The 24427-nt window shown below is 28.9% G+C and carries 30 protein-coding genes and 3 pseudogenes; 25 read left to right on the top strand and 8 right to left on the bottom strand.

All coding sequences use genetic code 11. The annotated features are described in order from the left end of the window. Nucleotides 1-4 precede the first annotated feature (4 nt). The 10 genes and pseudogenes from MUA60_RS12210 to MUA60_RS12165 all read left to right on the top strand — a co-directional run. Nucleotides 5-346, top strand: a complete 342-nt coding sequence (locus MUA60_RS12210; RefSeq protein ID WP_262641676.1) for a hypothetical protein — start codon at nucleotides 5-7, stop codon at nucleotides 344-346. A gap of 49 nt (nucleotides 347-395) precedes the next feature. Then, nucleotides 396-695, top strand: a complete 300-nt coding sequence (locus tag MUA60_RS12205; protein ID WP_204167081.1) for a DUF2951 family protein — start codon at nucleotides 396-398, stop codon at nucleotides 693-695. A gap of 88 nt (nucleotides 696-783) precedes the next feature. Then, on the top strand, nucleotides 784-1032 hold the full coding sequence (locus MUA60_RS12200; RefSeq protein WP_262648430.1) for a phage holin: 249 nt from the start codon (nucleotides 784-786) through the stop codon (nucleotides 1030-1032). 85 nt (nucleotides 1033-1117) lie between these two features. Continuing rightward, a complete protein-coding gene (locus MUA60_RS12195; RefSeq protein ID WP_262648429.1) occupies nucleotides 1118-1987 on the top strand; it encodes a peptidoglycan recognition protein family protein in 870 nt (289 codons plus the stop codon). A 793-nt stretch (nucleotides 1988-2780) separates the two neighbouring features. Then, on the top strand, nucleotides 2781-3701 hold the full coding sequence (locus MUA60_RS12190) for a DUF4868 domain-containing protein (protein WP_262648428.1): 921 nt from the start codon (nucleotides 2781-2783) through the stop codon (nucleotides 3699-3701). A gap of 9 nt (nucleotides 3702-3710) precedes the next feature. Continuing rightward, nucleotides 3711-4235 (top strand): hypothetical protein, encoded by a 525-nt coding sequence (locus MUA60_RS12185; protein ID WP_262641672.1) that lies wholly within the window; start codon nucleotides 3711-3713, stop codon nucleotides 4233-4235. Between the two features lie 484 nt (nucleotides 4236-4719). Then, on the top strand, nucleotides 4720-5124 hold the full coding sequence (locus tag MUA60_RS12180) for a DUF6941 family protein (RefSeq protein ID WP_107610885.1): 405 nt from the start codon (nucleotides 4720-4722) through the stop codon (nucleotides 5122-5124). A gap of 1 nt (nucleotide 5125) precedes the next feature. Beyond that, nucleotides 5126-5497: a hypothetical protein gene (locus MUA60_RS12175; RefSeq protein WP_262648427.1), complete on the top strand. Its 372-nt coding sequence runs from the start codon at nucleotides 5126-5128 to the stop codon at nucleotides 5495-5497. A gap of 663 nt (nucleotides 5498-6160) precedes the next feature. Then, entirely contained in the window at nucleotides 6161-7282 is a 1122-nt protein-coding gene (locus MUA60_RS12170; RefSeq protein WP_262648426.1) for a Fic family protein, read from the top strand. 462 nt (nucleotides 7283-7744) lie between these two features. Continuing rightward, a pseudogene (locus MUA60_RS12165) lies at nucleotides 7745-7963 on the top strand (hypothetical protein); the annotation flags it as partial. Between the two features lie 149 nt (nucleotides 7964-8112). On the opposite strand, the gene MUA60_RS12160 reads toward MUA60_RS12165, so the two are convergent. After that, nucleotides 8113-9324, bottom strand: coding sequence for an IS110 family RNA-guided transposase (locus MUA60_RS12160; RefSeq protein ID WP_262648425.1), 1212 nt, complete (start codon nucleotides 9322-9324; stop codon nucleotides 8113-8115). An 861-nt stretch (nucleotides 9325-10185) separates the two neighbouring features. Here MUA60_RS12160 and MUA60_RS12155 point away from each other — a divergent pair. Together MUA60_RS12155 and MUA60_RS12150 are read left to right on the top strand one after the other, a co-directional pair. Beyond that, nucleotides 10186-10464: a hypothetical protein gene (locus MUA60_RS12155; protein ID WP_262648424.1), complete on the top strand. Its 279-nt coding sequence runs from the start codon at nucleotides 10186-10188 to the stop codon at nucleotides 10462-10464. Between the two features lie 278 nt (nucleotides 10465-10742). Further along, nucleotides 10743-11381, top strand: coding sequence for a DUF4352 domain-containing protein (locus tag MUA60_RS12150; RefSeq protein WP_262648423.1), 639 nt, complete (start codon nucleotides 10743-10745; stop codon nucleotides 11379-11381). A 430-nt stretch (nucleotides 11382-11811) separates the two neighbouring features. Here the strand turns inward: MUA60_RS12150 and MUA60_RS12145 are convergent, their stop codons facing one another. Continuing rightward, nucleotides 11812-12021: a LysE family transporter gene (locus MUA60_RS12145; protein WP_262648422.1), complete on the bottom strand. Its 210-nt coding sequence runs from the start codon at nucleotides 12019-12021 to the stop codon at nucleotides 11812-11814. A gap of 435 nt (nucleotides 12022-12456) precedes the next feature. Between MUA60_RS12145 and MUA60_RS12140 the strand changes: the two genes are divergently transcribed. The 11 genes and pseudogenes from MUA60_RS12140 to MUA60_RS12090 all read left to right on the top strand — a co-directional run. After that, complete coding sequence (locus MUA60_RS12140; protein ID WP_049319759.1) at nucleotides 12457-12711, top strand: autorepressor SdpR family transcription factor; 255 nt, start codon at nucleotides 12457-12459, stop codon at nucleotides 12709-12711. 17 nt (nucleotides 12712-12728) lie between these two features. Next, complete coding sequence (locus tag MUA60_RS12135; protein ID WP_262648421.1) at nucleotides 12729-13376, top strand: SdpI family protein; 648 nt, start codon at nucleotides 12729-12731, stop codon at nucleotides 13374-13376. A 123-nt stretch (nucleotides 13377-13499) separates the two neighbouring features. Continuing rightward, nucleotides 13500-13853, top strand: a complete 354-nt coding sequence (locus MUA60_RS12130; protein WP_262648420.1) for a hypothetical protein — start codon at nucleotides 13500-13502, stop codon at nucleotides 13851-13853. A 20-nt stretch (nucleotides 13854-13873) separates the two neighbouring features. Next, nucleotides 13874-14032 carry a hypothetical protein gene (locus tag MUA60_RS12125; protein ID WP_262648419.1) on the top strand — a complete coding sequence of 53 codons (159 nt, stop codon included), beginning with the start codon at nucleotides 13874-13876 and terminating at the stop codon, nucleotides 14030-14032. A gap of 185 nt (nucleotides 14033-14217) precedes the next feature. Then, nucleotides 14218-15006 (top strand): thermonuclease family protein, encoded by a 789-nt coding sequence (locus tag MUA60_RS12120; RefSeq protein ID WP_262648418.1) that lies wholly within the window; start codon nucleotides 14218-14220, stop codon nucleotides 15004-15006. Nucleotides 15007-15015: 9 nt separating this feature from the next. Next, nucleotides 15016-15105 carry a type I toxin-antitoxin system Fst family toxin gene (locus MUA60_RS12115; RefSeq protein WP_262650624.1) on the top strand — a complete coding sequence of 30 codons (90 nt, stop codon included), beginning with the start codon at nucleotides 15016-15018 and terminating at the stop codon, nucleotides 15103-15105. A 234-nt stretch (nucleotides 15106-15339) separates the two neighbouring features. Beyond that, complete coding sequence (locus MUA60_RS12110) at nucleotides 15340-15933, top strand: histidine phosphatase family protein (protein ID WP_262648417.1); 594 nt, start codon at nucleotides 15340-15342, stop codon at nucleotides 15931-15933. Nucleotides 15934-15944: 11 nt separating this feature from the next. After that, nucleotides 15945-16067, top strand: coding sequence for a hypothetical protein (locus tag MUA60_RS12105; protein ID WP_262648416.1), 123 nt, complete (start codon nucleotides 15945-15947; stop codon nucleotides 16065-16067). Nucleotide 16068: 1 nt separating this feature from the next. Further along, a complete protein-coding gene (locus MUA60_RS12100) occupies nucleotides 16069-16413 on the top strand; it encodes a GNAT family N-acetyltransferase (protein WP_262648415.1) in 345 nt (114 codons plus the stop codon). Between the two features lie 106 nt (nucleotides 16414-16519). Continuing rightward, nucleotides 16520-17287, top strand: coding sequence for a hypothetical protein (locus tag MUA60_RS12095; RefSeq protein ID WP_262648414.1), 768 nt, complete (start codon nucleotides 16520-16522; stop codon nucleotides 17285-17287). A gap of 140 nt (nucleotides 17288-17427) precedes the next feature. Further along, a pseudogene (locus MUA60_RS12090) lies at nucleotides 17428-18119 on the top strand (AEC family transporter); the annotation flags it as partial. 497 nt (nucleotides 18120-18616) lie between these two features. On the opposite strand, the gene MUA60_RS12085 reads toward MUA60_RS12090, so the two are convergent. The 4 genes and pseudogenes from MUA60_RS12085 to MUA60_RS12070 form a co-directional block, all read right to left on the bottom strand. Then, on the bottom strand, nucleotides 18617-18865 hold the full coding sequence (locus MUA60_RS12085; protein ID WP_025904335.1) for a GlsB/YeaQ/YmgE family stress response membrane protein: 249 nt from the start codon (nucleotides 18863-18865) through the stop codon (nucleotides 18617-18619). 119 nt (nucleotides 18866-18984) lie between these two features. Then, nucleotides 18985-19179, bottom strand: coding sequence for a hypothetical protein (locus tag MUA60_RS12080; protein ID WP_037588788.1), 195 nt, complete (start codon nucleotides 19177-19179; stop codon nucleotides 18985-18987). A 20-nt stretch (nucleotides 19180-19199) separates the two neighbouring features. After that, a pseudogene (locus tag MUA60_RS12075) lies at nucleotides 19200-20460 on the bottom strand (Y-family DNA polymerase). A 116-nt stretch (nucleotides 20461-20576) separates the two neighbouring features. Then, on the bottom strand, nucleotides 20577-21116 hold the full coding sequence (locus MUA60_RS12070) for a GNAT family N-acetyltransferase (RefSeq protein ID WP_243539006.1): 540 nt from the start codon (nucleotides 21114-21116) through the stop codon (nucleotides 20577-20579). Between the two features lie 137 nt (nucleotides 21117-21253). On the opposite strand from MUA60_RS12070, the gene MUA60_RS12065 reads away from it, so the two are divergent. Then, nucleotides 21254-21541: a hypothetical protein gene (locus MUA60_RS12065; RefSeq protein ID WP_262648413.1), complete on the top strand. Its 288-nt coding sequence runs from the start codon at nucleotides 21254-21256 to the stop codon at nucleotides 21539-21541. Here MUA60_RS12065 and MUA60_RS12060 read toward each other — a convergent pair. Then, entirely contained in the window at nucleotides 21538-22401 is an 864-nt protein-coding gene (locus MUA60_RS12060) for an IS3 family transposase (RefSeq protein ID WP_262650532.1), read from the bottom strand. The genes MUA60_RS12065 and MUA60_RS12060 overlap by 4 nt on opposite strands. A gap of 40 nt (nucleotides 22402-22441) precedes the next feature. Beyond that, nucleotides 22442-22945, bottom strand: a complete 504-nt coding sequence (locus MUA60_RS12055; protein WP_262648412.1) for a transposase — start codon at nucleotides 22943-22945, stop codon at nucleotides 22442-22444. A gap of 510 nt (nucleotides 22946-23455) precedes the next feature. Here MUA60_RS12055 and MUA60_RS12050 point away from each other — a divergent pair. Then, the gene (locus MUA60_RS12050) at nucleotides 23456-24175 is read left to right on the top strand and encodes a hypothetical protein (protein ID WP_262648411.1); all 720 of its coding nucleotides are present in this window, start codon (nucleotides 23456-23458) and stop codon (nucleotides 24173-24175) included. The last annotated feature ends 252 nt before the right edge of the window (nucleotides 24176-24427 follow it).

Genomic DNA, 24427 nt, shown 5'->3' with positions numbered 1-24427 from the left:
TTAAATGGAAATGACAATTACACAGTATTTTTTAGTAGAAAGAGATGAAACAGGTAAGGAAACATGTTTAGTGAAAAATTATGGTAGTGGATTTAATCGTGGTGCTACACCTCAATCAGCGCATAAGTTTAAGTCAGAAGAAGATGCCAAAACTGCATGTAAAGCACAAAATATGTTAGCTGAGTTATTTGGCACTAACATTAAAACGTATTATGTAGCTGAACAAATTGAGCGTTCTAAACATAATCCTGATGGAACAGACTATGTTGAACCATCCACAAGTACAGAAGAAGATATTCAAGAAAGTAATTCAGAATTAAGTGCACAAAACCAAGGTATTGATTAGGTTCAATGCCTTTTTATTACAGATAAATTAACAGAAAGTGAGTGATCCCATGAGTAATGAGTTCCAAAGAGCTGATTATGACAGAAGAATTAAACGGCTCGAGGACAATGATGAAAAAATATTTTCTTCTTTAGATGAAATCAAAAAGGGGCAACACGCGCAAGAACTTGTGAATCAAAAATTAGATTTCACATTAGATGCCTTAAATAGAGAGCGTGAAATAGAGAAAGAGAATAAAAAAGAAAATAATAAAAATATAAGAGACATCAAATTGTGGGTTCTAGGCTTAGTAGGTACAATAGCAGGCTCACTCATCATTACATCAATCAAAATGTTATTTGGTATATAAGGAGGTGAAACAGATGCTTAAATTATTGGGCGTAAGTTTTTGGGAGTGCTTTTGGTTTGGGAAATGTAAATAATAAGGGGGAAGTAACATGAAAATTAATTGGAAAGTACGTATTAAACAAAAATCATTTTGGGTAGCCATATTATCGGCTATCCTTTTATTTGTGCAACAAGTGTCGGGTGCATTCGATTACGACATCACAGTGTATACAGACCAAATAACGAATATCGTTAACAGTGTGTTAGGTGTGTTGGTATTACTAGGTGTGGTACAAGACCCAACTACTAAAGGAATAAAAGACAGTGAACAAGCACAACAATATAACGAACCAAAGTAAAGTCGGCTAAATAGTCGGCTTTTTATGATGCCTTGGTTATGACAGTGCAGTTATAGCCAAGAAAAAACTAAAGGAGAGATTTATAATGAAAGATATTTATTCAAAACACATTCAAGGCAGTAAAATAACAGGTAAAAAAGCAAGTATAGCAGGTATTGTTATTCACAATGATTATGGTTCAATGACACCTAATCAGTATTTACCATGGTTATACACGAGAGAACAAAACGGAACGCATGTTAATGGGTGGGCTTCAGTGTATGTAAACAAAGATGAAACACTTTGGTATCACCCAACAGATTATGTAGAATGGCATTGTGGGAATAACTGGGCTAACAGTAATCTGATCGGATTCGAAGTTTGTCAATCACATCCAGCAGCAGGTTTAACAGATGCCCAGTTCAAATTAAATGAAGAGGCAACATTCAAAGTGGCAGCAGCCGTTATGAAGTCTTATGGTTTGTATCCAAACCGGGCGACTGTAAACTTACACAGACAGTATTTCGGTACATCTTGTCCTCATCGTTCTTGGGATATGCATGTCGGAAAAAACGCACCAGATACGTTAGCCAATCGTAATAAGTTAAAAGATTACTTTATTTCTCGTATTAAACATTATTACAACGGTGGCACAACGCCTAAACCACCTAAAACAACTTGGAAATGGTCTGGTAAAGCAACAGCTAAGAAAGGTGTATCACCAATCGCAGCTAAGAAGAAACCTGGTTTAAACGAACCAGCATTACCATCGTCAAATAATATTTTGGCTGGTCAATATATCAACTTCTTCTCAGTAACTAAAAAGGATGGCTACTGGTGGGCAGAGTTTGAATATCCGACTAATCCTAAGGCCGGCCGTTTCTATTGTGCATTAGGACCTATTACACACAAAGATGAGAAGTTAGAAAAAGAAACAAAATTATGGTTTGACTTGAAGATTACAAGTAAAAAGTAGTATTATAATCACACAATCATTATTATTCCTTGTATTAATATAGGGGATTTTTGTTGTAGACTCATTATTTAAATGATATATTTTATTCAGTAGCTTATTTAGCTACAAATCAAATTGTATTAAACCCTATCTAGCGGAAACTAGGTAGGGTTATTTTTTATTGGTAAAATACACAATTAGTGATATATTATTTTTAGTGAAACTCTTCCAAAGTAAATTTATCTATTTTTGGTATTTTAGCCCTATACTTTTTGTGTAGGGTTGCTTTTTTACATTTATTGTATATAATAAAAGTGGATATTCTAAATATCCCATAATAAATCGTTCTATTACTACACCCTAGCTTACGGAAAAAGGCTAGGGTTTAAATTTGTAAATTAATGTTAAATCTGATATATTTTGGCTAGATATATTTTATATCTAGAATTCATTTTATTTATATTGTGTACACCCTCACATTATTAAGTGGGGGTATTTTTATTTAATGGTTTTACATAAAGTGAAAAATATGCTAGAATATAGTTGTTAATTGTTACCTATCTCCGGTAGTTGATTAACAACTCATATTAAATAACTCTGTTATTTGCCCTATCATACTAGTGATGGGGTTATTTTTTGACTAAAATTAGTATCTACTAATAGTATGAACTCTTAATATGTGGTATAATACAAATGTGTATTAGCAACTAATGTCTTCCCCGATGTTAGTTGCGCTTTTTATAAATAAACTCTTTCTACTTTATTGTGTAAAATGTATAATATTGTTAAATACACACTGAAAGAGGTAAGGGGAATGAGTGGGAATAAAATTTCTGATATTATTCAAAATGGTACATTAAAAGTTTATTGTGGAGAAAAAAGAGAAAAAAGTGATGACAAATATTACCTTTTGAAATTATCTATAAAAGATAATCATAAAGGTAAAAAGTTAATTGAAGAATTAACGTATAATCATCAAATAAATTCGGAGAAAATGTTAGAACAAGATATTCAGGAATACAATCCTATAATTAGTAAAAACGATGTGGTTGAAACAATTAAAACAGATGATACTTTTGGATATGAAGAAATACTGTCAAAATTAACTGATATAGATACTTCAAATAATATTCAATCTAAAAATATAAAGTTTTATATGTTTGAATATAAACTGAATGACGAAAGGCTTTATATATTCAGAAGAAATTTTAATAATAAAAGTTTAAAAAGAAGTATTTTTGCAAAATTTGACCCAGAAGGTATTTATGACACAATAGAGCTTGATAAATTTTTGAAAATGGATTATGAAATTGATTTATTAATATATAATGGTTTGATATATATTGACAATCATATTGCTTTGGAAAGAATCTTTTATTTGAACGAAGAATTTAAAGAAAAAGCTAATACTATTTTAAGCAGAATAGATAAAACAGGAAAAGTAAAAAATTTTGATACTGTAAAACATAAATTACTAAACAACGGTAGATTTGTTAGAAGAATCGCTAAACTAAGCGAAGATAATGATAGAGCAACTTTATTTATTGAATGTATCGAAAAAACAAAATTAGCTATAGAACAATTTAATTTACCAATTATATATAATGAATCTATCGAACAATTTGAGATAGACTATGAAGATATTAGCCAACTAAATGTTTTAGTGAATTTAATGCAGGATTCTTACTATAAAACAATAATTGGAGATGACATAGGAGAAGATCCGAATAGGTAGGTGTGAGATATGCTGAATATCTTTATTTATATTTGTAACTATATACCTTTATTTTTATTAATTTTTTTAAATGAAATTAGAAAAGCTGAGGATAATCAAAAAAGTATTACTTATGTAATTTTTGAATTTAAAATCTATTGGATTATATTATTTTTAGTTAGTTTGGTTAGCGTTATATTTCTTATATGTAAATGGATCAAAAATGCACAAGCTTCAGATGAGAATCCGGGGGAACTAAAAATTATTAATACAGATATATTAAATTATTTTGTTACTTACTTAATACCATTGTTGTCTTTGGATTTTTCAAATATTTACAGTATTTTTATAAATTTCCTTATTTTTATTATCATAGGTATATTTCATACAAAAAGTGATATGCTACACTATAATCTGTTATTAGTTTTGATGGGGTATAATATATATTCAAATGATAAAAATAAGATATTTATTAGTAAATGTAATTTAATTGAAGATTATGATGATAAAGAAGTATTACAAATAGCTTCTTCTAGATACTTTATAGTCAAATAACTAAACCCACCTTAATTGGTGGGTTATTTCAGAATTAAACCCTATCTAGCGGAAACTAGGTAGGTTTTTTTTTACTTATGCCAACATATATGGTACCATTTAAACAGACATATTAAACACAATATGACGGCGAGCCTACTCATATAATTGAGTAGGTTATTATTTTGAATTGGTTCCACAAAATGATATACTAAAAACAGTTTAAACCTATTACCTCCGTTTTAGTTTTAAACTCATATTTGGTAAAACCTTTTTGCACCTCACTAATAAGTGGGGTGTTATTATTTGATTTAATCCTAAAAGTGTAATATTATCATATTCAAGCACTTACATTGTGCTGGATTTTCATATATAAATAACCATTAACTTACCCTGTCACTTTGTGTGATGGGGTTGTTTTTATGTTCGCTTATATGTTCTATCTTTAGTCCAATTAAATTTTAGTGTAATATATATTTAATTAGACTAAAAAAGGGGTATTTAAATGGCAAAAGTAGCATGGGTAGTTCCATCTTTAGAAGTGTTTAATAATCCAAATGGTAATTTAGTAATTGATAGTCCTATGTCATATTTAAATTTAGAAGTTTTACCAAATAACTATTCTTTTGATGTGTCTTTTGGGATAATAGGTATAGAAGAATTAAAAATATACACCTTACAATTTGAATTAATTGATCCAGATGATAAAATAATGTTCAATACAAATGTGAATATTGATAGAGTTAAGATGGATGAAGAAAATGGAGATAAAGAATTTTTAAATGTCTTCGAAACTAATGCACGTTTCAATAATTTAAGGTTTGAAAAAGAAGGAATTCATTCAATTAAGTTAACTATCGAAAACAACACGTCTAAAGCATACTTTAATGTCATGAAAGGGAAACATTAGTATGACGAATGAAAAAGTTAGTAGACCTGAAAAATTTAAACTTGAAAATAGGGATGAAAGAATTACAAAAAATTTGGATAAATTACCAAAAGCTAGTGGATTAGATTTCCAAAAACATAGTATAGGTAATATAAGTTCAAACGAGGTGATTGATGTGAGTGAATTTATTAGTCGAAAAGAATTTGAACAATTTGAAAAAAGAATTGATGACAAATTTGATAATTTAAACAATAAATTAGATGAACTACCTGAAAGAATAGAAGACAAAATAAAATTCCAAATTTCTGAAATGAAGAATACGCAAATGAAGTGGTTTATCGGAACATTGATTGCTATTTTAGGCGTGGCTGGCAAAGTATTTGGTTTATATTAACAACTAAACCCACCTTAATTGGTGGGTTATTTCAGAATTAAACCCTATCTAGCGGAAACTAGGTAGGTTTTTTTTTACTTATGCCAACATATATGGTACCATTTAAACAGACATATTAAACACAATATGACGGCGAGCCTACTCATATAATTGAGTAGGTTATTATTTTGAATTGGTTCCACAAAATGATATACTAAAAACAGTTTAAACCTATTACCTCCGTTTTAGTTTTAAACTCATATTTGGTAAAACCTTTTTGCACCTCACTAATAAGTGGGGTGTTATTATTTGATTTAATATCTAAAGTGTAGTATTATCATATTTAAGCACTTATATTGTGCTGGATTTTCATATATAAATAACCATTAACTTGCCCTGTCACTTTGTGTGATGGGGTATTTTTTAGTTTTTATTGCCATATTTAGAATAATTTGGTAATTTAATTATACAAGGAATAGCTTAACACCCATTTTGTCTTTCCTTGTACAATCAACTCTAATTTGTTTTACCACTCTAGAAGAACCCTTCATTTGACTAGAGTGGTTTTTGTATAGATATGATTAAAATGAATAAGTACAAAATAAATTTGGTTAACGAAACAAAAAGACTTTATTTTTCTTTAATCAGTGTTATAATTATATTAAAGAAAAAGGAGTGAGTATTTTGACGTTAAAAGGTGTACCTAAATTACCGGTAAATATAACAAGTGACATAGCTTTGAAAATATATAAAAAATTAGCAGAAGTGAACATAAAAGTTGGTAAATTAAATAGTGAATTACAACATTCGATTATTAACGATAACTTTATAAATATTATGAGTATGAGAGAATCACTAGAATCAACTAAAATAGAAGGTACTCAAGTTACTTTTGATGAAGTTCTAGAAGAGAAAATGGATAAAAAGCAAAGTAATGAAGTTACGGAAGTATTGAATTATATGAATGCTTTATCCTATGGATATAATGAGATTAAAGTTAATAATACACCTATATCTGAAAAGTTGATTAAAGAACTTCATAATATACTGTTAAGTGGTACTAGAGGAAAGGAAAAAAATCCAGGGAATTTCAGAAAAATCCAGAATTTTATAGGACCTGATAATAAAATTGAAAATGCAACTTATGTACCAATTGATGCTAATATGATTGGTGAATATATGACTAATTTAGAATATTTTATAAATGGAATAGAACATAGCAGTTTAAAAGAAAAAGAAGGAGGACATTACTTTAATTACTATACTGATCCCTTAATTAGAACAGCTATTACTCATGCGCAATTTGAATCTATTCACCCATTCTTAGATGGGAATGGAAGGTTAGGTAGGATTTTAATTATATTAACACTTGTAAGTGCTAATGTTATTGATAAGCCAGTATTTTTTGTAAGTGAAGAATTGGAAAAAGAAAAATCTAGGTATTACGACTTATTAAATGGAGTTAGAACAAAGACACCTGACTGGGAAGGTTGGATTATGTTCTTTTTAAATGCTTCAGAAAGAATGATAGATAGTATTTTGATGAAAATATCTAAGTCTGAAGAGTTATATTTTAAAGGTATTAGAATGCTAAAGACAGATTCAGAAAAAAAGATTTGGTTTATAACATTCCAAGAACCAAAAATCACAGTTGCTAAAGCTAGTAAGATAACTGGATTTACTCAACCTACTGTAAGAAAAGCATTGAAAAAACTAGCCGAAAATGATTTAGTATATGAAGAAAAGAGTAAACAAAGAAACAAAAATTATAATAATTATGAATTATTAAGAATCATAAACAACTAAACCCACCTTAATTGGTGGGCTTTTTTTATGATATAATTTAATTAGGCGGAAGAGGTTATATAGATATGAGGTTAACTGTTGCGACGGTTGCCTCTTTTTTATTTGTGCAAGTGTCAAATACGTGTCAATTTAGTTATAAATAATGATATATAGTTATAAAGTTAAACGTCTATAAACCTTATAATTACAACGTTTTACTACTATTTACATAATCTATAAAAGGACGCCGTCTCCATTATATAGCCTATAACCCTTGTGGTTGTGGGCTTTTTTGTTTTTGAGTGCACAAAAAGTGCTGAAAATTACCAAGAATTTATGCCTATGTCTGACAAAGAGTTATTTGATCAATTAACTTCTGATGAGGGTGATCAATATACACAAGAAGAAGCACAATATGCGATAGATAATATTGAAAATCATATATCAGATGAAGATTCAGATGATGAAGATACTGACGATGAATATGATACTGTCACACGTAGTAATGTAATGGACATAGTAGAAGACTATGAAGGAAGTATATTAGATACGGATACTTATACGTATAGAGAACCTGAAAAGAGAGATGACGGAAGTTGGGGATTTGCATTTTATACTAAAGACGGTGAACTAGCTGGTTCATATATAGTAGATGAAGATGGCATTGTCACTAAATATGATGAAGATGGTGTAGAAGAATAAATTGAATTTGTACGTTTAATAAAAAGTCCTAGCTAATTTCCTACGATTTGTCAACTACTACGTAGTAAAAAATATTTAAAATTGGCATCACTAAATAAGCCTTTATTATTTAATAATTTTTTCAATATGTTATGATTTAGATGAATATATTATCCGTGTGGAGACAAGTGATAATCATATTCTTTATTATTTATTACGAGATAATGAATGGTTTTAAGTAGTTTGTTAATGCAAGCTACTGATGCAGTCTTGTGGCCTTTGCCATTAGGCTGCTTTTTTAATTTGTAATAATAGTCGATAATATGATTTTTAAATAACCTTTGACCCAACAGAAAATTTTTAATGATTAAGTAAAATAATGATCTAGCATGTTTGTTTCCACGTTTGTTTATTTTATCTTTAAAATGCGTTTTACCAGACTGATATCTTTTTATATCAATACCTACATATGCATTCAATTGCTTATGAGAATCAAAGGATTTGATATCACCTAATTCGCCAATAATCATTATGGCAGTTAAATCACCAATGCCAAGAATAGATTTAATTATTTTAAATTCTTCAAATTCTTCAGCTAACATTAATAATCTTTGTTTTATAGAAGCATGCCGTTTCATTAGGCTTAATAAATCTTCAATCACATAAACTAATTTATCTGTTAAAAATGAATCTTTAGAAACAGAAGGATAACTGACCATAGAGAACTCTACGAGTTTATTTGCATATTGTGCTTTCTTTTTCTCTGATAGATTTTTTTCTGTACAACTATTAATTATCTTTTTTAGTTCTTCTATATCATTAGAATCAACAAAGTCCGGATGTGGGAACTTACTAGCTACTTGTAAAGCCAATTTTGAATATCTGTCCTTAAATAGGTTTTGTAATTCTGGAAAAGTCATATCTAGTAACTGAATCAATTGGTTTTTTAAGTAATTTTGTTGATTGTTAATTTCTTCATAGTATCTTGTCAGCTCTCTAATTTTTACATACTTTTCTTCCAATAAATTTCTAGAAGGTTTTTTGTTTATATTTTTAGCTAAAACAGCAAGTTTATGTGCATCAGATTTATCTGTTTTCCAGTTTCTTAAAGAATTAGTTAGTAATTTTGCCTCTAGAGGGTTAATTACACAAAACGAAATCTTATTAACGGTACAAAATTTCTCCAATACTTTTGAATATATACCAGTAGCTTCAAACAAGAAATATACTCCTGAGAAATTCTTTATATATTTCTTTAGTGAATCAAAACCATTATTATCATGGGTAATTTCAAATTCTTTAACAAATTCATTGTTTGAATAATGTGCAATAAAACTCTTTCCTTTTCCAACATCTATTCCAAAATATTCGATAAAAACCACTCCTAATCTTCTAATTTAAGAAGTTTTAACTTCACTGAACCTTACTTAGTTCATTTTCCTGTACACGATCTCAGTGGACCCAACATACTAAAATCGAATTCATAAGGAGAGTGAAGTTCTCCAGTTTTTATTACGGATTCTTTGACCCTAAAATCTATTCGGAGTACTTCTCTCTTCTACTATTTCATATTCTTAAAATAACTACCAACGGTAAGATAAAGAATATAAAAAAGTAGCGAAGCTCATCTACCGTCGTAGATTACTTCGCTACTAATCTTAGTATGTTTGATTAGTTGGAACTCTTTAAAGGCAATAACTGTATTTGAAAATCAAGTTGATTAGGTGCTTAAATTACAGCTAAATGCAGCATTTATTTATAGGCAATATTATGCTAATTTTATAAAATAAAAAAGTGAGCAAGTTAGATAGATGGTGGCTAATCTCTTATAAAGGGGTGATGCCTATGGTTATAGTTGTTACTCCTAGAAAGGAATAACATGTCGGACTATGAGATTTTAATGATAGTCTTTACTGTCATTGCTTTAGTCATGATTAAAGAAAACCAAAAAAATAACCATCACTAACTTTGGTCGAGTTTGATGGCTATTTAAGCAATTATACAAGGTCACCGTCTTTTTAACGGGCTCATTTGGGTGATACACAATATGTGTGTCACCCTTTTCTATATATAAATTAACATATTTCATTTATGTTGTCTATTTCAAATGACAGGATAAGATGTTGAAGAATAAATAGAATTTGACCCTTTATCAAAAATGAAGTGTACCAAATTTTATTAATTTGTTGTATTATGAAAGTAAAGTCTAATAATTTTATTATATGAATTAGGAGTGATGAAATATGGTATGGCGTCGTTGTCCAAGATGTAATTCAGGAGCTGTTGTAGAACAATCAAATAGTTGCTTAGGTTGTTTAGTAGGAATCGGTGTAGCGTTAGCTATACTACTAATTTTTGGTGGAATAACATCTGGTATGTATAAAACTAATCCAATTGGTATGATAATTCCTACAGTATTAATTATTCTTATACCGATATTCTTTTTATTCTTAAATATCAAGTTTGGCTATTCTCTCTATTGCAAATCATGTGAACTACATTTTAAACCTGATAAAAAATAGTGATACTAAACTTATATTTATAATCTACAATATTCTATTTGAGCAATTTTAAAATTCTAATAACTGTAATAAGAAAGTCGTTTCGAAACAACTAATATCATCGTGTGATATTGATTGTTTTTTTATGAAAAAATTTAATAGGGGATTTACTGACTATAAATGAATTTTAATGTTTTTAATAATAATGAATAGTAAATCTTGAAAATACAATTTAGTGCTATTAAAATTGTAAAAAATAGGTATTATAGATTGGATATAGGTTAAAGGAGCAATGTGGAATGGATAAGGGAAATCAAAAGAATGAGCGAGGAAATGGTTGGCTATACGCACTTTTAGGTTGTTTAGGTGTAGTTATCACTGCACTCACAATTGTTGGTGTGATTATAATTTTTTTAATCATTGCTATAGATGATGAGATTGATGAAAAAGAAGAATTGCATAAAGCGAGTAAACTAATTTCGAACAAGATTTATGAATTAGGTGATACGGTTAAGAATGATGGAGTAGAAATAACATTGGTTAAAGCTGAATTTGTAAAGCCTAATAATGATCTAGATTTTCCACCGAATAATGGTAAAGCTTTGAAAGTTTATTTCAAATTTAAGAATAATAATGAGGAACAAGTATTAATTCAAAATGATGCTTTTAGTATGAAAGTTAATGGAGAAAACTATCAAGAATGGTTTGGTAATAGTGATATGGCAGTTGGTTTCTCACATCAACTAAATAAAGACAATACAGGCTCTGGGTATATCGTATACGATGTACCTGATAATGATAAATATACTTTGGAAATGAACTTTATCCCAAACATTGAGACGATTCAAGCAAAGTGGGAAATTAATAGTTCGAGTATTTCTACGGTGAATAACACATCTAATAAACATACTTTAGAATCTTCTGATAATGAACAATAGTAGAAGATTATGGTTATAAAGGAATAACATGTCGGACTATGAGATTTGAATGATAGTCTTTACTGTTATTGCTTTAGTCTTGATTAAAGAAAACCAAAAAAATAACCATCACTAACTTTGGACGAGTTTGATGGTTATTTTAGCAACTATTAAATCAGCCACCGTCTTTTTAACGGGCTCATCTGGGTGATACACAATATGTGTGTCGCCCTTTTTCTATATATTATTATATTTTATTTATGGTGTCTATTTCAATTAATAGGTGGAAGGTGTAGAAGAATAAATAAAAACAGTTACTTAAAAAGTCCTAGCATTTAATTAGCCAGGACTTTAATTATTTCTCCAATCTAAATATACTGATGGCTAAGCTGATTAAGACGGTGCCGATTGCATAGTCGAGGATGGATTTGAATTTGTGATTATTAAATAATTATCTTATATAGTTAAATAGAAAGCTACAGACTTGTTTTGTAATAAATTGAGGTAATATACTCACATAAAATAGTATTGCTTTCGGATTAAACATTGTACTTAAAAATCCTTGTTTATATGATGATGTCAGACTAATATTCGCCTGTATTGTAGGTTCAGTTGTAATGTTAAAAGTCTTTTTAGCATTTCCTTTTAAATAATATAACAAAGAAATATTACAATAACTATACTATTTTATAATTAAGTGGTATTTTTCATTGAATTTAAAGGGTATTTTAGGAGAGCTTATAAAAGTGAAGCTATTGAAAAGATTGATATTTTTTATATTAAATTTAAAAGGAAGTTTAACAAAGAACCTAAAGTTAATAAAATTCCTAAAGCAAATATAAATATATTGAAGATACTTTTGCCTTCCCAGATAAATATGATAATGCTTATAAGTATTAGCGTAATCCCACATATTAAGTACATAGTACCTCCGTCTGATTCAACAGAATGAATGTTTTTTGAATATCATTATTTTATCATAAACTTTTAATTAAATAGTCTTTAAACTTACGAAGTTGACATATATATTTTTTTATTATAACATTTAAGTATTTACTTAAATGATTAAATGATGATAAAGAAAAAGGTGTGATTTATGAAAGATATTTTTAAAGCTTTATCAGATGAAACAAGAAGAGAAATCTTAGAAATGTTGAAGGATGAAAAGATGACTGCTAGTGATATTGCAAGTCATTTCGATATGAGCCAAGCTAGTGTTTCGCAACATTTGAAAATACTTAGACTGAATGACTTAATTTATTCTGAAAGACAAGGAAAGTATATATATTATCACTTAAACTTATCTGTTTTTGAGGAAGTCATTAAATGGGTGATACAGTTTAAAAACTAAATGAGAGGGTTTTTGAAGTGAAAGAAATATATAAACAATCTAAACTCAGTATATTTATTATTTGTATTGCTATTATCAAATGGATTATAGCAATTCCGTTTCTACCTCATGGTGTTCCTATGCAATATAATGCAAATGGAGAAATTAATTGGTCAGCTAATAAATTTGTAGCAGCTATTGTCATGATTGGTATTATGTTGTTTAGTTATATCATCACAAATTTAAAAATTGCTAAAGATAAAGATCAGCGCAAATTTTCTAATATAAGATCTTTAAATGATTTACTCAATCCTTTAGTTCAAGGATTTATATATGTCATTACGTTAATTGTAATAAGTAATGGACTAGGGTATGAAATCTCAGCCAATTTTATAATACCAGTTTTAGTTGGTGTACTTCTGATTATAATAGGTAATTATTTACCTAAAGTACCGAAAAATAATACATTGGGGATTAAAAATAAGTGGACGAAAGCTAGTGAATTTGTATGGAAGAAGACGCATAGATTTACAGCTTTAATTTATATAATAGTTGGACTCATGATGTTTGTTCTAGGTTTATTACACATGATTAACACTGTTGTAACGATTACTTTAATTGTAATTCTTGTATTAATACCATTCCTTTATTCTTGGTACACATATCAAATCGTATCTAAAAATTAATTTAAATATTTGAAGGGCAATGTGTTACGACATGTTGCCCTTATTTCATAAGTATATTACTATTATTCATAACAAATGTTATTTATTAATTATGGAATTAATTAAAATACTAAAGGTGATTAAATGAAAGCATTCTTATTGTTGATGGCATTTATTGTTGAAGGTTTACTGATATTACTAGGAATAGGCTTTGATCTTTATACTGGGCATCTTGGTATTAGAGATGCATTTTATGATTCATGGATTACGAGTCACTTTCATGTGAAGCGGAATACGGTAGGTATGTTAACTGCAGTGGCTTTTGCTTATCTTTCTTTAATGACAATGTTTATTATCGTCCATATCGTTTATAGGCAAAAGGGAGAAAAAATTAAAATAATGTCTGCTTTATTTATTTTAGGCACTATGGCTTATGCATTTTATATATTTATAAAAGGTATCAATTATCTAGTTGAATTTGCTTCTGTACATTTATAAATTAAGATAGGAGGCGTCATATGGATAAAGAAAATAAAAAACATAAAGCTGATAAATTATCTTTTGGAGATTTTTTAGAAGGGTTCTTTTATATAGGAGATATTATCAGAGCAATATTTATTACAGTTCCAAGAGCTATAGGCTGGATATTTAGAATAATATTTCGATTATTTGACTAAAAACCATCGTAAAGGTGTTTTTATTTTTTTGATTTGAGATCATTGAACATTTTTTATTTCTAAATGCTATAAATGTAATCTTTTAAGGTAAGGTAATTTAATCGAACAAGATAATAAAAACATACGATAAATTTTTGTGAATTTAGTATAATTAACAAGTGAATATTCAACTAGGAGTAAGTGTTATGAAAAAGATTATATTGTTATGTGTAAGTATTTTATTCTTAGCAACTATTGAAAGTGGTTGTAGTAATGGAAGTACTGATAATAGTGAAAAAGAAAAAACATACAAACCAGGTACGACTGACAGAATTCCAGTTGAGTTAGCGGGTACAGTTGATGGAGATACTGCGAAATTTATTTATAATGGCAGCAAACAATCATTTAGATTTTTACTAATTGATACACCTGAAACGAAACATCCAAGATTAGGTAAGCAACCATTTGGACAAGAAGCATCAGATAGAATGAAAGAATTGTTAACGAATGCAAATAAAATCGAAATAGAGTTTGATGTAGGGGGACAAACAGATAAATATCAACGTTATTTAGCATACATATATGTAGACGGTAAAATGCTTAATGAAATATTGGTTAGAGAAGGATTAGCTAAAGTAGCATATGTATATCCACCAAATACAAGATATTTAGATCAATTAGAAAGTGCACAAGAAAAAGCCAAAGAAGAAAAATTAGGCATTTGGAGTTTAGGAAGTGCATTTGAAGATAATCAAGCAAGCACACAACAATCTACAACTAATCAATCAGCATCAAGTAATACACAAAGTTCAATCGGAACAGGAAGTACTACAACACAAACATCAAAAAATACTTCTCAAAATGCAGAATCAGAATATTATCCAAATTGTACTGCACTTAGAAAAGTATATCCAAATGGCGTATCTAGTACACATCCAGCATACAATGGTAAACTAGATAGAGACAAAGATAACTTTGCGTGTGAAGCGAATTAATCAGCGTTTATATTAGTAATCAGTAAAGTTTCAACCATTATAATTGGTTGTATTGTTGCTTTATTTGCGAATTGGTTACGCAAGCAGAACAAAAAATAATAGGTGAGTAACCACACTAAAAACCCCCTTATTTTCCGAGAATAAGGGGGTTTGGTGTTGTCCATGATGGAAGCTATCATGGTTGTATTGTATGGAAATATTATACAATATTGTTAAGTTCAATTCAAAAATTTTCTTCACAATTTTCAATGTATATATACTGAAATTTAGCGTGTTATGTACCGTTATAAGTGATACAATAGATTTTAAATTATTTAATGTGAGGTTTGAATGATGACAAATGTATATTTTTTAAGACATGGTGAAACGGATTGGAATTTGGAAGGTAGAACGCAAGGTAGAACGGATATTCCTTTGAATCGTAATGGCGAATTACAAGCAAAGGAAAGTGGTGTAGCTTTAAAGGATAAAGAGATTGATGTGATTATTACGAGTCCTTTAAAAAGAGCTAAAAAAACTGCTGAAATTGTTCAAGAATTATTGAAAGTAGATTTGATTGAAAGAGAAGCGTTTATTGAATTATCGTTTGGTGATGCTGAAGGTTTGACGCTAGCTGAAAGACTCGAACGATTCCCAGATCTTATTTACCCTAATAGTGAAGATGGGTCTAGCATTGAGTGTAGAATTTTAAAAGGATTGGCTGAAATACATGAAAAATATCCAAATCAAAATGTAGTAGTCGTATCTCATGGTGCCTTTATTAATGCCATATTATATCATTATTCAAATGGAGAAACAGGAACAGGAAAAATTAAACTTACAAACGGTAGCATATCGTCGTTAAAAATATCAGACGCTAAAGTAGAAATATTAGAATGTAATCAAGTAAATCACTTGTCTCAATATAAGAAAATTGGTGAGATATAAAGGATGATTGTATGAAAATTAGAATGTTCGATCCAAAAGATGCAAAAGCAGTTAGTGAAATGATTATTCACACATTGAGAACAACCAATGTAAAAGACGAACCAGTTGAAGAGATAGAAAAAAGTTGTGAGTAGCATGACACCTGAAGCAATAATTGAAAGAGCAAGTTTTACAAATTTTTATATATTTGAAGAAAATAATCAAATAATAGCAACAGGTGCAATTGGCCCGTATTGGGGTAGCCAAACTGAAAGTAGCTTGTTTACCATTTTTGTATCACCAGATCATCAAGGAAGAGGTATTGGTAACCTCATAATAGAAACCCTTGAAAATGACTATTACTTTAAACGCGCACAACGTATAGAAATTCCAGCTTCTGTTACAGCAGTAGAATTCTATAGAAAGTATGGTTATGATTTCAAGAATGGTATCAAATTTCAAGATGATGAAGGTATTTATAGAATGGAAAAATTTAAATAAAACTACCTAAGCTTTAGTTATCTTTTAATAGTGTCGGTTTTGATAATAAACGAATTAGTTCTTAAAACAAAAATAAAATATAAATGCTTAAGATAGGAGTGGTTTAATGTATTCAGAGACGGAAAGAGATTTAATAAGAGAGCAGGTAATAAGTAATTTAATAAATATAGGTGTTAATGGAATTATTCAAATTGGATCAGGTGTAAAAGGCTACAATGATCAATATTCTGATTTAGATATGATGATTGTTTACAATGGTGACTTAATACATATGATTGAAAAAATAAAAAAACTATATTATGAATTGGGAGCTTTCTATATTAAAGAATTGCAACTTAGAGAAAATATATATTTAATAACTCCGTTTTTTGAAAATGGTTTAGAAATTAATTCTTCGTTATTACCAATTAATCTTGTGAGCATTAAATCACCCTTATGGAAAATAGTTCATGATGATAATGGGTCATTATATAATAAAGTGAATGAAGAAAATGAAAAATTTAATAAAAATACTGATAATAAAAAAGTAGATGAAAATGATATATTTGAGTTCATGTACGCTAGAAGAAAATTATATATTGCTTTAAAAAGAAATGATTTAATAAATGCTAATCAAATGCTTGAAATGATGAGAGACTATGTATTGGAATTTCAAGTTAAATTTGAAAATAAAAAACTGCATCAGTTTAAAGCATATAGTGATCTACAAGAAGATTTTCAAGAAGCGTTTATGAACACTTTTCCACCTAAAATAGACTTGAATAGTATAGAAACTAGTTGTGAAGAAGTTAGTGTTTTATTAGAAAACATAATAAAGGATAAAGTTGAAGTTTCGGATGAGATTAGATGTGTGGGTAGTGATTTATTTAAATAAAACTACCTAAGCTTTAGTTATCTATATTTCTATATTCATAACTTTAACTTTTCATTCTAAATACTAAATTTGTCATATTTATTATGATTCATTTGTGATAGCTTGAATATAAGAGAAATATAGAGAGAAAGAGGATATAGAGAAAGTTTGCATTTAATTTAAAACATTTTTCTACACTTATTACTTATTGTTTAATGCCTGTTGCGGTTTTTGCGAATATTTATGATATTACGATTCAGATGGATTTGTTGTTAAAGGTTCTTTACTATATTGTATCTTATAGTTTAGTTATGATTTTAATTGGTAATTTATTTGACAAAGTATTGAATCTTCAAAAAGGTGAGAGTGCTGCTTTAAAGAATAATATCTCTTTGATGAATTCTGGGAACTATGTTTTGCCGGTCAGTCAAATAATCTTTAGTCAAAATCCTATTGGTGTTGCTGTACAAATCTTCGTGCTTATTTTCCAAAATCTACGTACGTATTCTTATGGTATGTATAATTTACTTTCCACTACTAAAAGTTTAAAAGATATTGTCATTTCTTTTTTGAAGTTACCTGTTTTTCACGCACTGATTTTAGGTATTATATTTCAAGTAGGGCATATTAAATTATCTCAAGTGTTTCTTATTCCTATCCATCAAATTTCAGATAGTTTTGCGCAATTGCTTTAATTTTATTAGGTGCTCAATTAGCGCATATTAAATTGAAATGATTGCATAGAGCGATTATGGGATCGTTGATTGGTAGGTTGATAATTGGACCACTTATTGCACTTAGTTTAATTTATTTATTCCATATTGATGGCGTTATTGCACAATCGTCATTTATTTTTCATATATACTATTTACTTAAATACAAAATCATAATTTATATTAAAGCTAAGGTAGTTATACTGCCTTAGGTTGTTTTTATATGTGTAATGAAAGACTTAATTGGGTAAAGTAGTGAAGTAGTAATAGTAAATGAAATATTGTAAGAGGAGCTGATAAGGATGGGAAATATAGTAAAACGTATTTTAAGATATGTTGGTACAGTTTTAATTATGAGACTTATAAGAAATCTTTTTAGTAAAGGTTCTAATAAACGTTAAAAATTCATGAATTTCTTTAGATTATTATTAAAATAATGTTTAGAGTTATATACGTTGGGTATTTTATTATTACAAAGCTATTTACCTAGAGTGGTTTTGAAGATATTTATTCGTATATGACATAAGCACCGCACAAATTTGTGTGGTGCTTTTATTTGTTAGATATATCTGCATCAAAAAAGAAGCATATCACAAAATTAATTAAGTGATATGCTTCTTTATATTTATTGTACTTTCTATTTTTTAATTGCTTTTAAAATGAATGAAAGTACTAAGATTAAGATGATTGAACCGATTAATGCTGGAATAATTGCAATTCCACCTATTACTGGTCCCATATCTCCTAATAATTTACCACCAATTGCTGAACCGATAATACCTGCGATAATATTACCAATAATACCGCCTGGAATATCTTTACCTAAAATAACACCTGCTAGCCAGCCGATTAAACCGCCGACGATTAACATTAATATAAAGCCCATATATAATTACCTCCTATTTTTCCACTTCTTTATATATATCCAAAGCGAAGATTCGTTAAACACTTATAAAGAAAATAATTGGTAAAATTAAACAATAATTGTAGTAAATAGTTGTTTTTTTAAAATATTGGTATTATTTTATGAGCTTCCAGGATATCTTTAGTCCAAAAATATTGTTTGCCTTGTCCTGTATATGCTGGTACTAAAACATCATTTCTAATACAGGCATAGAACCATTCTGGATCGACACCACTATATAATAAAGTTTGGTATTCAATAAAATCTGCTTCCCAGTTTATATTAAGTTCTTTCATAATTATACACTCCATAAATATTAAGCTTTATGACCTGCAATTAAGTCTTTTCTTTCTAATAATGTACCACTATTTAATAAGCTTGAACCACGCATCACAACATCTTTGCCATATTTCATACGTATAAAATCTAAATGATTTTCGAGTGTCTCTGTCTTAATTTGATATGGATCGTCGAATAAAGATAATTGTTTAATTTGGTTCGGAATAAATTTGCCAAATGATATAGCAATCGTTCTATAAAGTCTGTCCGGTTCTAACCGTTGAGATAAATAATCCCATAATAATTGTGTGATAACATAAGTATTCATAAATCCCGTTTTATTTGTAAATTGCTTCCGCACACCTCCAACGTCTGCATAACCAACACTCACGCTAATACGTGTAGGGTATAAATTGAGCTTTCTAGAACGGAAGTAAACTTCATCTACTTGTTCATTTAATACAGTCTTAAGTTCATTCATACTGTAATCACGCATAAGTATTTGCGACTTACCTAGAGATTTATCATATATACGATGAGGATTTCTAATGACGCTTTCATCAATACCATTAGCATGCAAATGAAGGTCAACACCAATAACGCCAAAGTCCCGCTTCAAATATTCCACAGGATAATTAGCTAAGTGACCAATTGTAAATATCCCTTTCTTATTAAGCTTAGCTTCTGTACGTCGATTGATTCCCCCACATGTCTCGTAAAGGTTGAATGGCCCAAACTTTAGACGGCACATCTTCATAGCGCCATTCTGATATCCCAAGACTTGTATGCTTAGCATCAATATCCATTGAAAGCTTCGCGAGTAATAAATTAGAGCCAATGCCAATCGTGCTACGAATCTGAGTATAATTAAATATACGCTCTTGAAGTTGCATCGCTAATGAAAAGGGAGAATGCGCAAATAAATGATAAGACTCTGATACATCCATAAAGAATTCATCAATACTGTATTGATGAAAATCTTCAGGAGCAACATAATCCAAAGCAATTTTGCTAATCTGTGTTGATAATTGCATATATTTCTTCATAGATGGATTAATAACATAGATATCTTTACGTTGAGGTATTTCATATAAACGAGAACCTGTTTTAATGCCAATTGCTTTTAAAGGTGGTGTAGCTGCCAGGACAACAGAACCTTTACGCTTCGTATCAGCCACAACAGCTAGCTTAGTCGTTAGTGGGTTCAAACCTTTCTCAATACATGAAACAGACGCAAAGAAACTCTTTAAATCCACGCATAAAATATCCCGATTTAGACAATAACTGTAGTCATACATAAAAATCACCCTAGTCATATTGTACTTTTATTATACGAACATACGTTCTATTTTGTAAAGTATAAACTTGTGTAAAAGCACAATATATTATCATATGATGATTATGACGTATTAGATTAAGACTTTAAATCTTGCCATTCTTCTCGTAAAAGCCCCATTCTAATAGAGTCATAATAAGTCCCGTTATAATATCTTACTTTTCTAATTCTAGCTTCCATCGTCATGCCAAGACGTTCTCCAATTTTAATCATGCCTTTATTTCCTGACCAAGTTGTATAACCAACGCGAACAATATCTAAAGTATTGAATAAATGATCAATCCACATACGCATGACATTAGTGCCAATGCCTTTCCCCCAATTATCAGATTGATAGATTGAAATACCCATCTCTAGCCACTTAGAAGGTTCATGTTCCCAGTAATAAGAGACCGTACCAATAACTTCATTGTTGTATATCACAGCCCATCTATTCGGAACATTAATCCAATCATCCTTTTGTAGCAAAAAATCATCATACGACATAGCATGATGAGGAAAATAAGGCGCATCCCATAACTTCCATTCAGGGTTTGAGTCCTTAAAAGCCATCTGCCATATACTATTTAAATCTTCAAATTTAATAGGTCTAATATGTAATTCACAATTTTCACCCATGATATCCCTCAGTTCTGTATAAAATAATTAAAATTATTTTATCATGTGAATTGGAAAAATTATACTTATTTTAGTTTTACAGTTTTTGACAATAATATTTATGAATTATAAAATATAAAAAAAGAGAGGTGCTCATTATGTCAGAATATGTTACGAGAAATGAATTTGAACAATATGAAAAACGTGTTGATGAACGTTTTGATACTTTGAACAATAAGATTGATCATTTACCAAATATTATTCAAGACAAATTAACAATTTCAATGAACAACCTTGAAAGAAGTATTAATGAAACCAATAAGAAAAATAGAAAAGCGGTTATTGCATCTGTTCTATCGGGTGTAGGTGTATTAATAACATTAGCAGGGTTAATTGGAAATATATTAGGTGTATGTACTGAACCCAAAAATCTAAACCTTAATTAGTATATTATTTCAAAGGTTTGTCTCCTGTAATTTTTGGGAGATAAGCCTTTTAATTTTGATTTGATTCTTTCGTTATTATAAAAATCGATATATCGATGAATAGCTTGTTCAAGGTCCTGAAAATCTTTAAATTCTTGGCCATAATACATTTCTTGTTTAAGTAACCCAAAAAAGTTTTCCATAACTGAATTATCTAGACAATTACCTTTTCTAGACATACTCTGAAATATTTTATGGTCTTTTAATAATCTAGTGTATTGTGAATGTTGATAATGCCAGCCTTGATCTGAATGAATCGTTAAACGATGATCTAGGTTTGGACGACGCTTTATCATTTCTTTTAATGGATTGATGACTATATCTAATGTAGGACGACTTGAGATTTTAAAGCTGATAATCTCTGAACTATATAAGTCCATAAAAGGTGATAAATATAATTTCTGACCATTCATTAATTTGAACTCTGTAATATCTGTTACGACTTTTTGAAATGGGAGACTTGTTTTAAATCTACGATTTAATATATTTTGAGCTACTTTACCAACTTTACCTTTAAAGGAACGATACTTACGACCTCTATGTGTGAACTTTGTACAAGTTAGATTATGTTCTTTCATAATTCTTAGTACTTTTTTATGATTTACGATAAGACCTCTATTTCTTAGTGCTTGTGTAACACGACGATAACCATAGGTATGGTTTGATTCTTCACATATTTCTTTTATTACTTGAATCAATGTTTCATCTTTATCAGCTTTACTAAATTTATTTATCCAATAATAGTATACAGATTTAGCTATTTGAGCGACTTTAAATAAGATACTTAATCGTATATTATATGTTTCATTTAGTTCCTTAATGACCTTTACTATTTCTGATTTTTGCTTCCGTAAATGTCGGTCAAGGCTTGTAACTTTTTTGATAAGCTATACCTGCCTTTAACGTCTCATTTTCATTTCTAAGTCTTTCAAGTTCTTCACGTTCATTTTCATTTAAAGGTAAATTTTTATTATCTGATTTAGATCGTTTTTTAGTCATAGTGTGAGATCGTCCCTTTTGTTTATTATCTATATCAAGACGACACTTTTCATCAAATTGATGTTGCCAATTGGCAATGATAATAGGATTAATAATTCTAAAGTGATTCGCAGTATCTTGATAAGACAACATATTTTCTTGTCTAAATTTTAAAACAGATAATTTAAATTCGCTAGTATAAACAGTATTTCTACTTTTTATTTCTAAACCTTCTTCTCCAAACTCTTTATATTGATTGACCCAAATCCGAAGGACAGACCAACTTGAAATACCATATTTTAAAGCAATTGTTCTATAACTTTGATGTCCTTCTAAATATTCTTTTACAAGTTTTAGTTTGAATTTAAATTCATATTTTTTCCTCATTAGAATGCACCCCAATATTTTGATTTGTTTAGTTCAAATATTTGGGTTCACATCAGTATTTTAATAAGAGAGACTTAATCTTACAAAATTGTAAGCTTAGAAGCCTGTTGTGACAACAATGTTAGGACTATTTCAAGTGAGATGATGCTATCATTTTACTTGAAAGGAGAGATAACATTGAAAGGTTTATTAAAAGGTATTGTTTTTTAATATATTTGTCATTTTATGTTGTTGTGTATTAATTGTTATATTTAGTACATCTGGCTCAAGTGAGATTAAAGGTGTATCAGATCAATTAAATCCATTTATGAAAAAGAAATACGCTTATGTAAAGACAAAGCTTCCTGATGCTAAGGTAAAGCAAAGATTTTACCAGAAAGATAACCAATAAAAGGCGCATTGATCGTAGTATGAAGTAGAAATTAATTCAATTGAATAAAAAGATAATGAATATTGTTATAATATGAATACTAATGCTATATTTATTGATATTTGTAAGGGGATAGACACATGAAATCTATTTTTATGATGGATGAAATAAATGATACGGAAGAAACTCAAAATATAGCAAAATATTTTATAGATGAAATTGAAAATTATATTGATATTCTGAAAAAAGATTACGAATTAAATGACATGCCAGAACATGTCATATGGACTAGTGATTATGTAATGACGCATGTATTTAAGAAGAATGTACCAGCGTTTACAAATGAAAAAGGCATATTTATGAATATTGAAAAAGAAAGCTGGAAGACCTTTTTAAATGGTCAAATCAAAAGTGACATGTCTGAAACGACTCAAAACATATTTAATAACTATTTAGAAAAAGAAATATTGTGCATATTAGGTCATGAAATTACGCACCATTGCGATTTCTTTTTAACAGAATTTGATGATCTTGACATATCATCAGATGACTTATGGTTTGAAGAAGGATTAGTTACTTTCTTACCAAGGTATTATTTATATAATGACAAAGAATTTAAAGAAATTATACAGTATGAAACAGAATTATTTAATTATTACAAATCACAATATGATGAAAATAATTTAGAATCATTCACATATGAAATTTATAAAAGTAATGATAATGCATATGTTATGTTTCATTACTGGAAAAGCTTTTTAGCAATAGTTGATTTAGTTGAAAACTACTATGAAGGCAACATTCATAAGATGATCAAACAATATCAACAATGGAATGAAGAAGGAAAAAACAAAAATTAAGTGAATACCTATTTCGGGAATGAGGGAGTATTATATGGATTGATTAGATTTGGATATCAAACAATAGTAGCAAGAGACCAATCATACTAATAATTACAAGAAGAAGCGGTAGAAAAAGTGTTAGAAGATATTAATTTTAAAGAATAACAGTGACTTTTCAATAAAAAAATTTAATACTTACCTATCCTTGATATAGCAACTGGGTTAACGCTTTCATACTTTAACATAATATTGATTTATTTCGAAAACTGA

The sequence above is a fragment of the Mammaliicoccus sciuri genome, assembly GCF_025561425.1.
GTDB lineage: Bacteria > Bacillota > Bacilli > Staphylococcales > Staphylococcaceae > Mammaliicoccus > Mammaliicoccus sciuri_A.
This window is presented reverse-complemented; position numbering and strand designations above follow the sequence as displayed.

What these genes read in the sequence shown, in the direction of transcription:
- MUA60_RS12210 (WP_262641676.1), top strand. Translation starts at nt 5, where the DNA reads ATGGAAATGACAATTACACAGTATTTTTTAGTAGAAAGAGATGAAACA.
- MUA60_RS12205 (WP_204167081.1), top strand. Translation starts at nt 396, where the DNA reads ATGAGTAATGAGTTCCAAAGAGCTGATTATGACAGAAGAATTAAACGG.
- MUA60_RS12200 (WP_262648430.1), top strand. Translation starts at nt 784, where the DNA reads ATGAAAATTAATTGGAAAGTACGTATTAAACAAAAATCATTTTGGGTA.
- MUA60_RS12195 (WP_262648429.1), top strand. Translation starts at nt 1,118, where the DNA reads ATGAAAGATATTTATTCAAAACACATTCAAGGCAGTAAAATAACAGGT.
- MUA60_RS12190 (WP_262648428.1), top strand. Translation starts at nt 2,781, where the DNA reads ATGAGTGGGAATAAAATTTCTGATATTATTCAAAATGGTACATTAAAA.
- MUA60_RS12185 (WP_262641672.1), top strand. Translation starts at nt 3,711, where the DNA reads ATGCTGAATATCTTTATTTATATTTGTAACTATATACCTTTATTTTTA.
- MUA60_RS12180 (WP_107610885.1), top strand. Translation starts at nt 4,720, where the DNA reads ATGGCAAAAGTAGCATGGGTAGTTCCATCTTTAGAAGTGTTTAATAAT.
- MUA60_RS12175 (WP_262648427.1), top strand. Translation starts at nt 5,126, where the DNA reads ATGACGAATGAAAAAGTTAGTAGACCTGAAAAATTTAAACTTGAAAAT.
- MUA60_RS12155 (WP_262648424.1), top strand. Translation starts at nt 10,186, where the DNA reads ATGGTATGGCGTCGTTGTCCAAGATGTAATTCAGGAGCTGTTGTAGAA.
- MUA60_RS12150 (WP_262648423.1), top strand. Translation starts at nt 10,743, where the DNA reads ATGGATAAGGGAAATCAAAAGAATGAGCGAGGAAATGGTTGGCTATAC.
- MUA60_RS12140 (WP_049319759.1), top strand. Translation starts at nt 12,457, where the DNA reads ATGAAAGATATTTTTAAAGCTTTATCAGATGAAACAAGAAGAGAAATC.
- MUA60_RS12130 (WP_262648420.1), top strand. Translation starts at nt 13,500, where the DNA reads ATGAAAGCATTCTTATTGTTGATGGCATTTATTGTTGAAGGTTTACTG.
- MUA60_RS12125 (WP_262648419.1), top strand. Translation starts at nt 13,874, where the DNA reads ATGGATAAAGAAAATAAAAAACATAAAGCTGATAAATTATCTTTTGGA.
- MUA60_RS12120 (WP_262648418.1), top strand. Translation starts at nt 14,218, where the DNA reads ATGAAAAAGATTATATTGTTATGTGTAAGTATTTTATTCTTAGCAACT.
- MUA60_RS12110 (WP_262648417.1), top strand. Translation starts at nt 15,340, where the DNA reads ATGACAAATGTATATTTTTTAAGACATGGTGAAACGGATTGGAATTTG.
- MUA60_RS12105 (WP_262648416.1), top strand. Translation starts at nt 15,945, where the DNA reads ATGAAAATTAGAATGTTCGATCCAAAAGATGCAAAAGCAGTTAGTGAA.
- MUA60_RS12100 (WP_262648415.1), top strand. Translation starts at nt 16,069, where the DNA reads ATGACACCTGAAGCAATAATTGAAAGAGCAAGTTTTACAAATTTTTAT.
- MUA60_RS12095 (WP_262648414.1), top strand. Translation starts at nt 16,520, where the DNA reads ATGTATTCAGAGACGGAAAGAGATTTAATAAGAGAGCAGGTAATAAGT.
- MUA60_RS12085 (WP_025904335.1), bottom strand. Translation starts at nt 18,865, where the DNA reads ATGGGCTTTATATTAATGTTAATCGTCGGCGGTTTAATCGGCTGGCTA.
- MUA60_RS12080 (WP_037588788.1), bottom strand. Translation starts at nt 19,179, where the DNA reads ATGAAAGAACTTAATATAAACTGGGAAGCAGATTTTATTGAATACCAA.
- MUA60_RS12070 (WP_243539006.1), bottom strand. Translation starts at nt 21,116, where the DNA reads ATGGGTGAAAATTGTGAATTACATATTAGACCTATTAAATTTGAAGAT.
- MUA60_RS12065 (WP_262648413.1), top strand. Translation starts at nt 21,254, where the DNA reads ATGTCAGAATATGTTACGAGAAATGAATTTGAACAATATGAAAAACGT.
- MUA60_RS12055 (WP_262648412.1), bottom strand. Translation starts at nt 22,945, where the DNA reads ATGAGGAAAAAATATGAATTTAAATTCAAACTAAAACTTGTAAAAGAA.
- MUA60_RS12050 (WP_262648411.1), top strand. Translation starts at nt 23,456, where the DNA reads ATGAAATCTATTTTTATGATGGATGAAATAAATGATACGGAAGAAACT.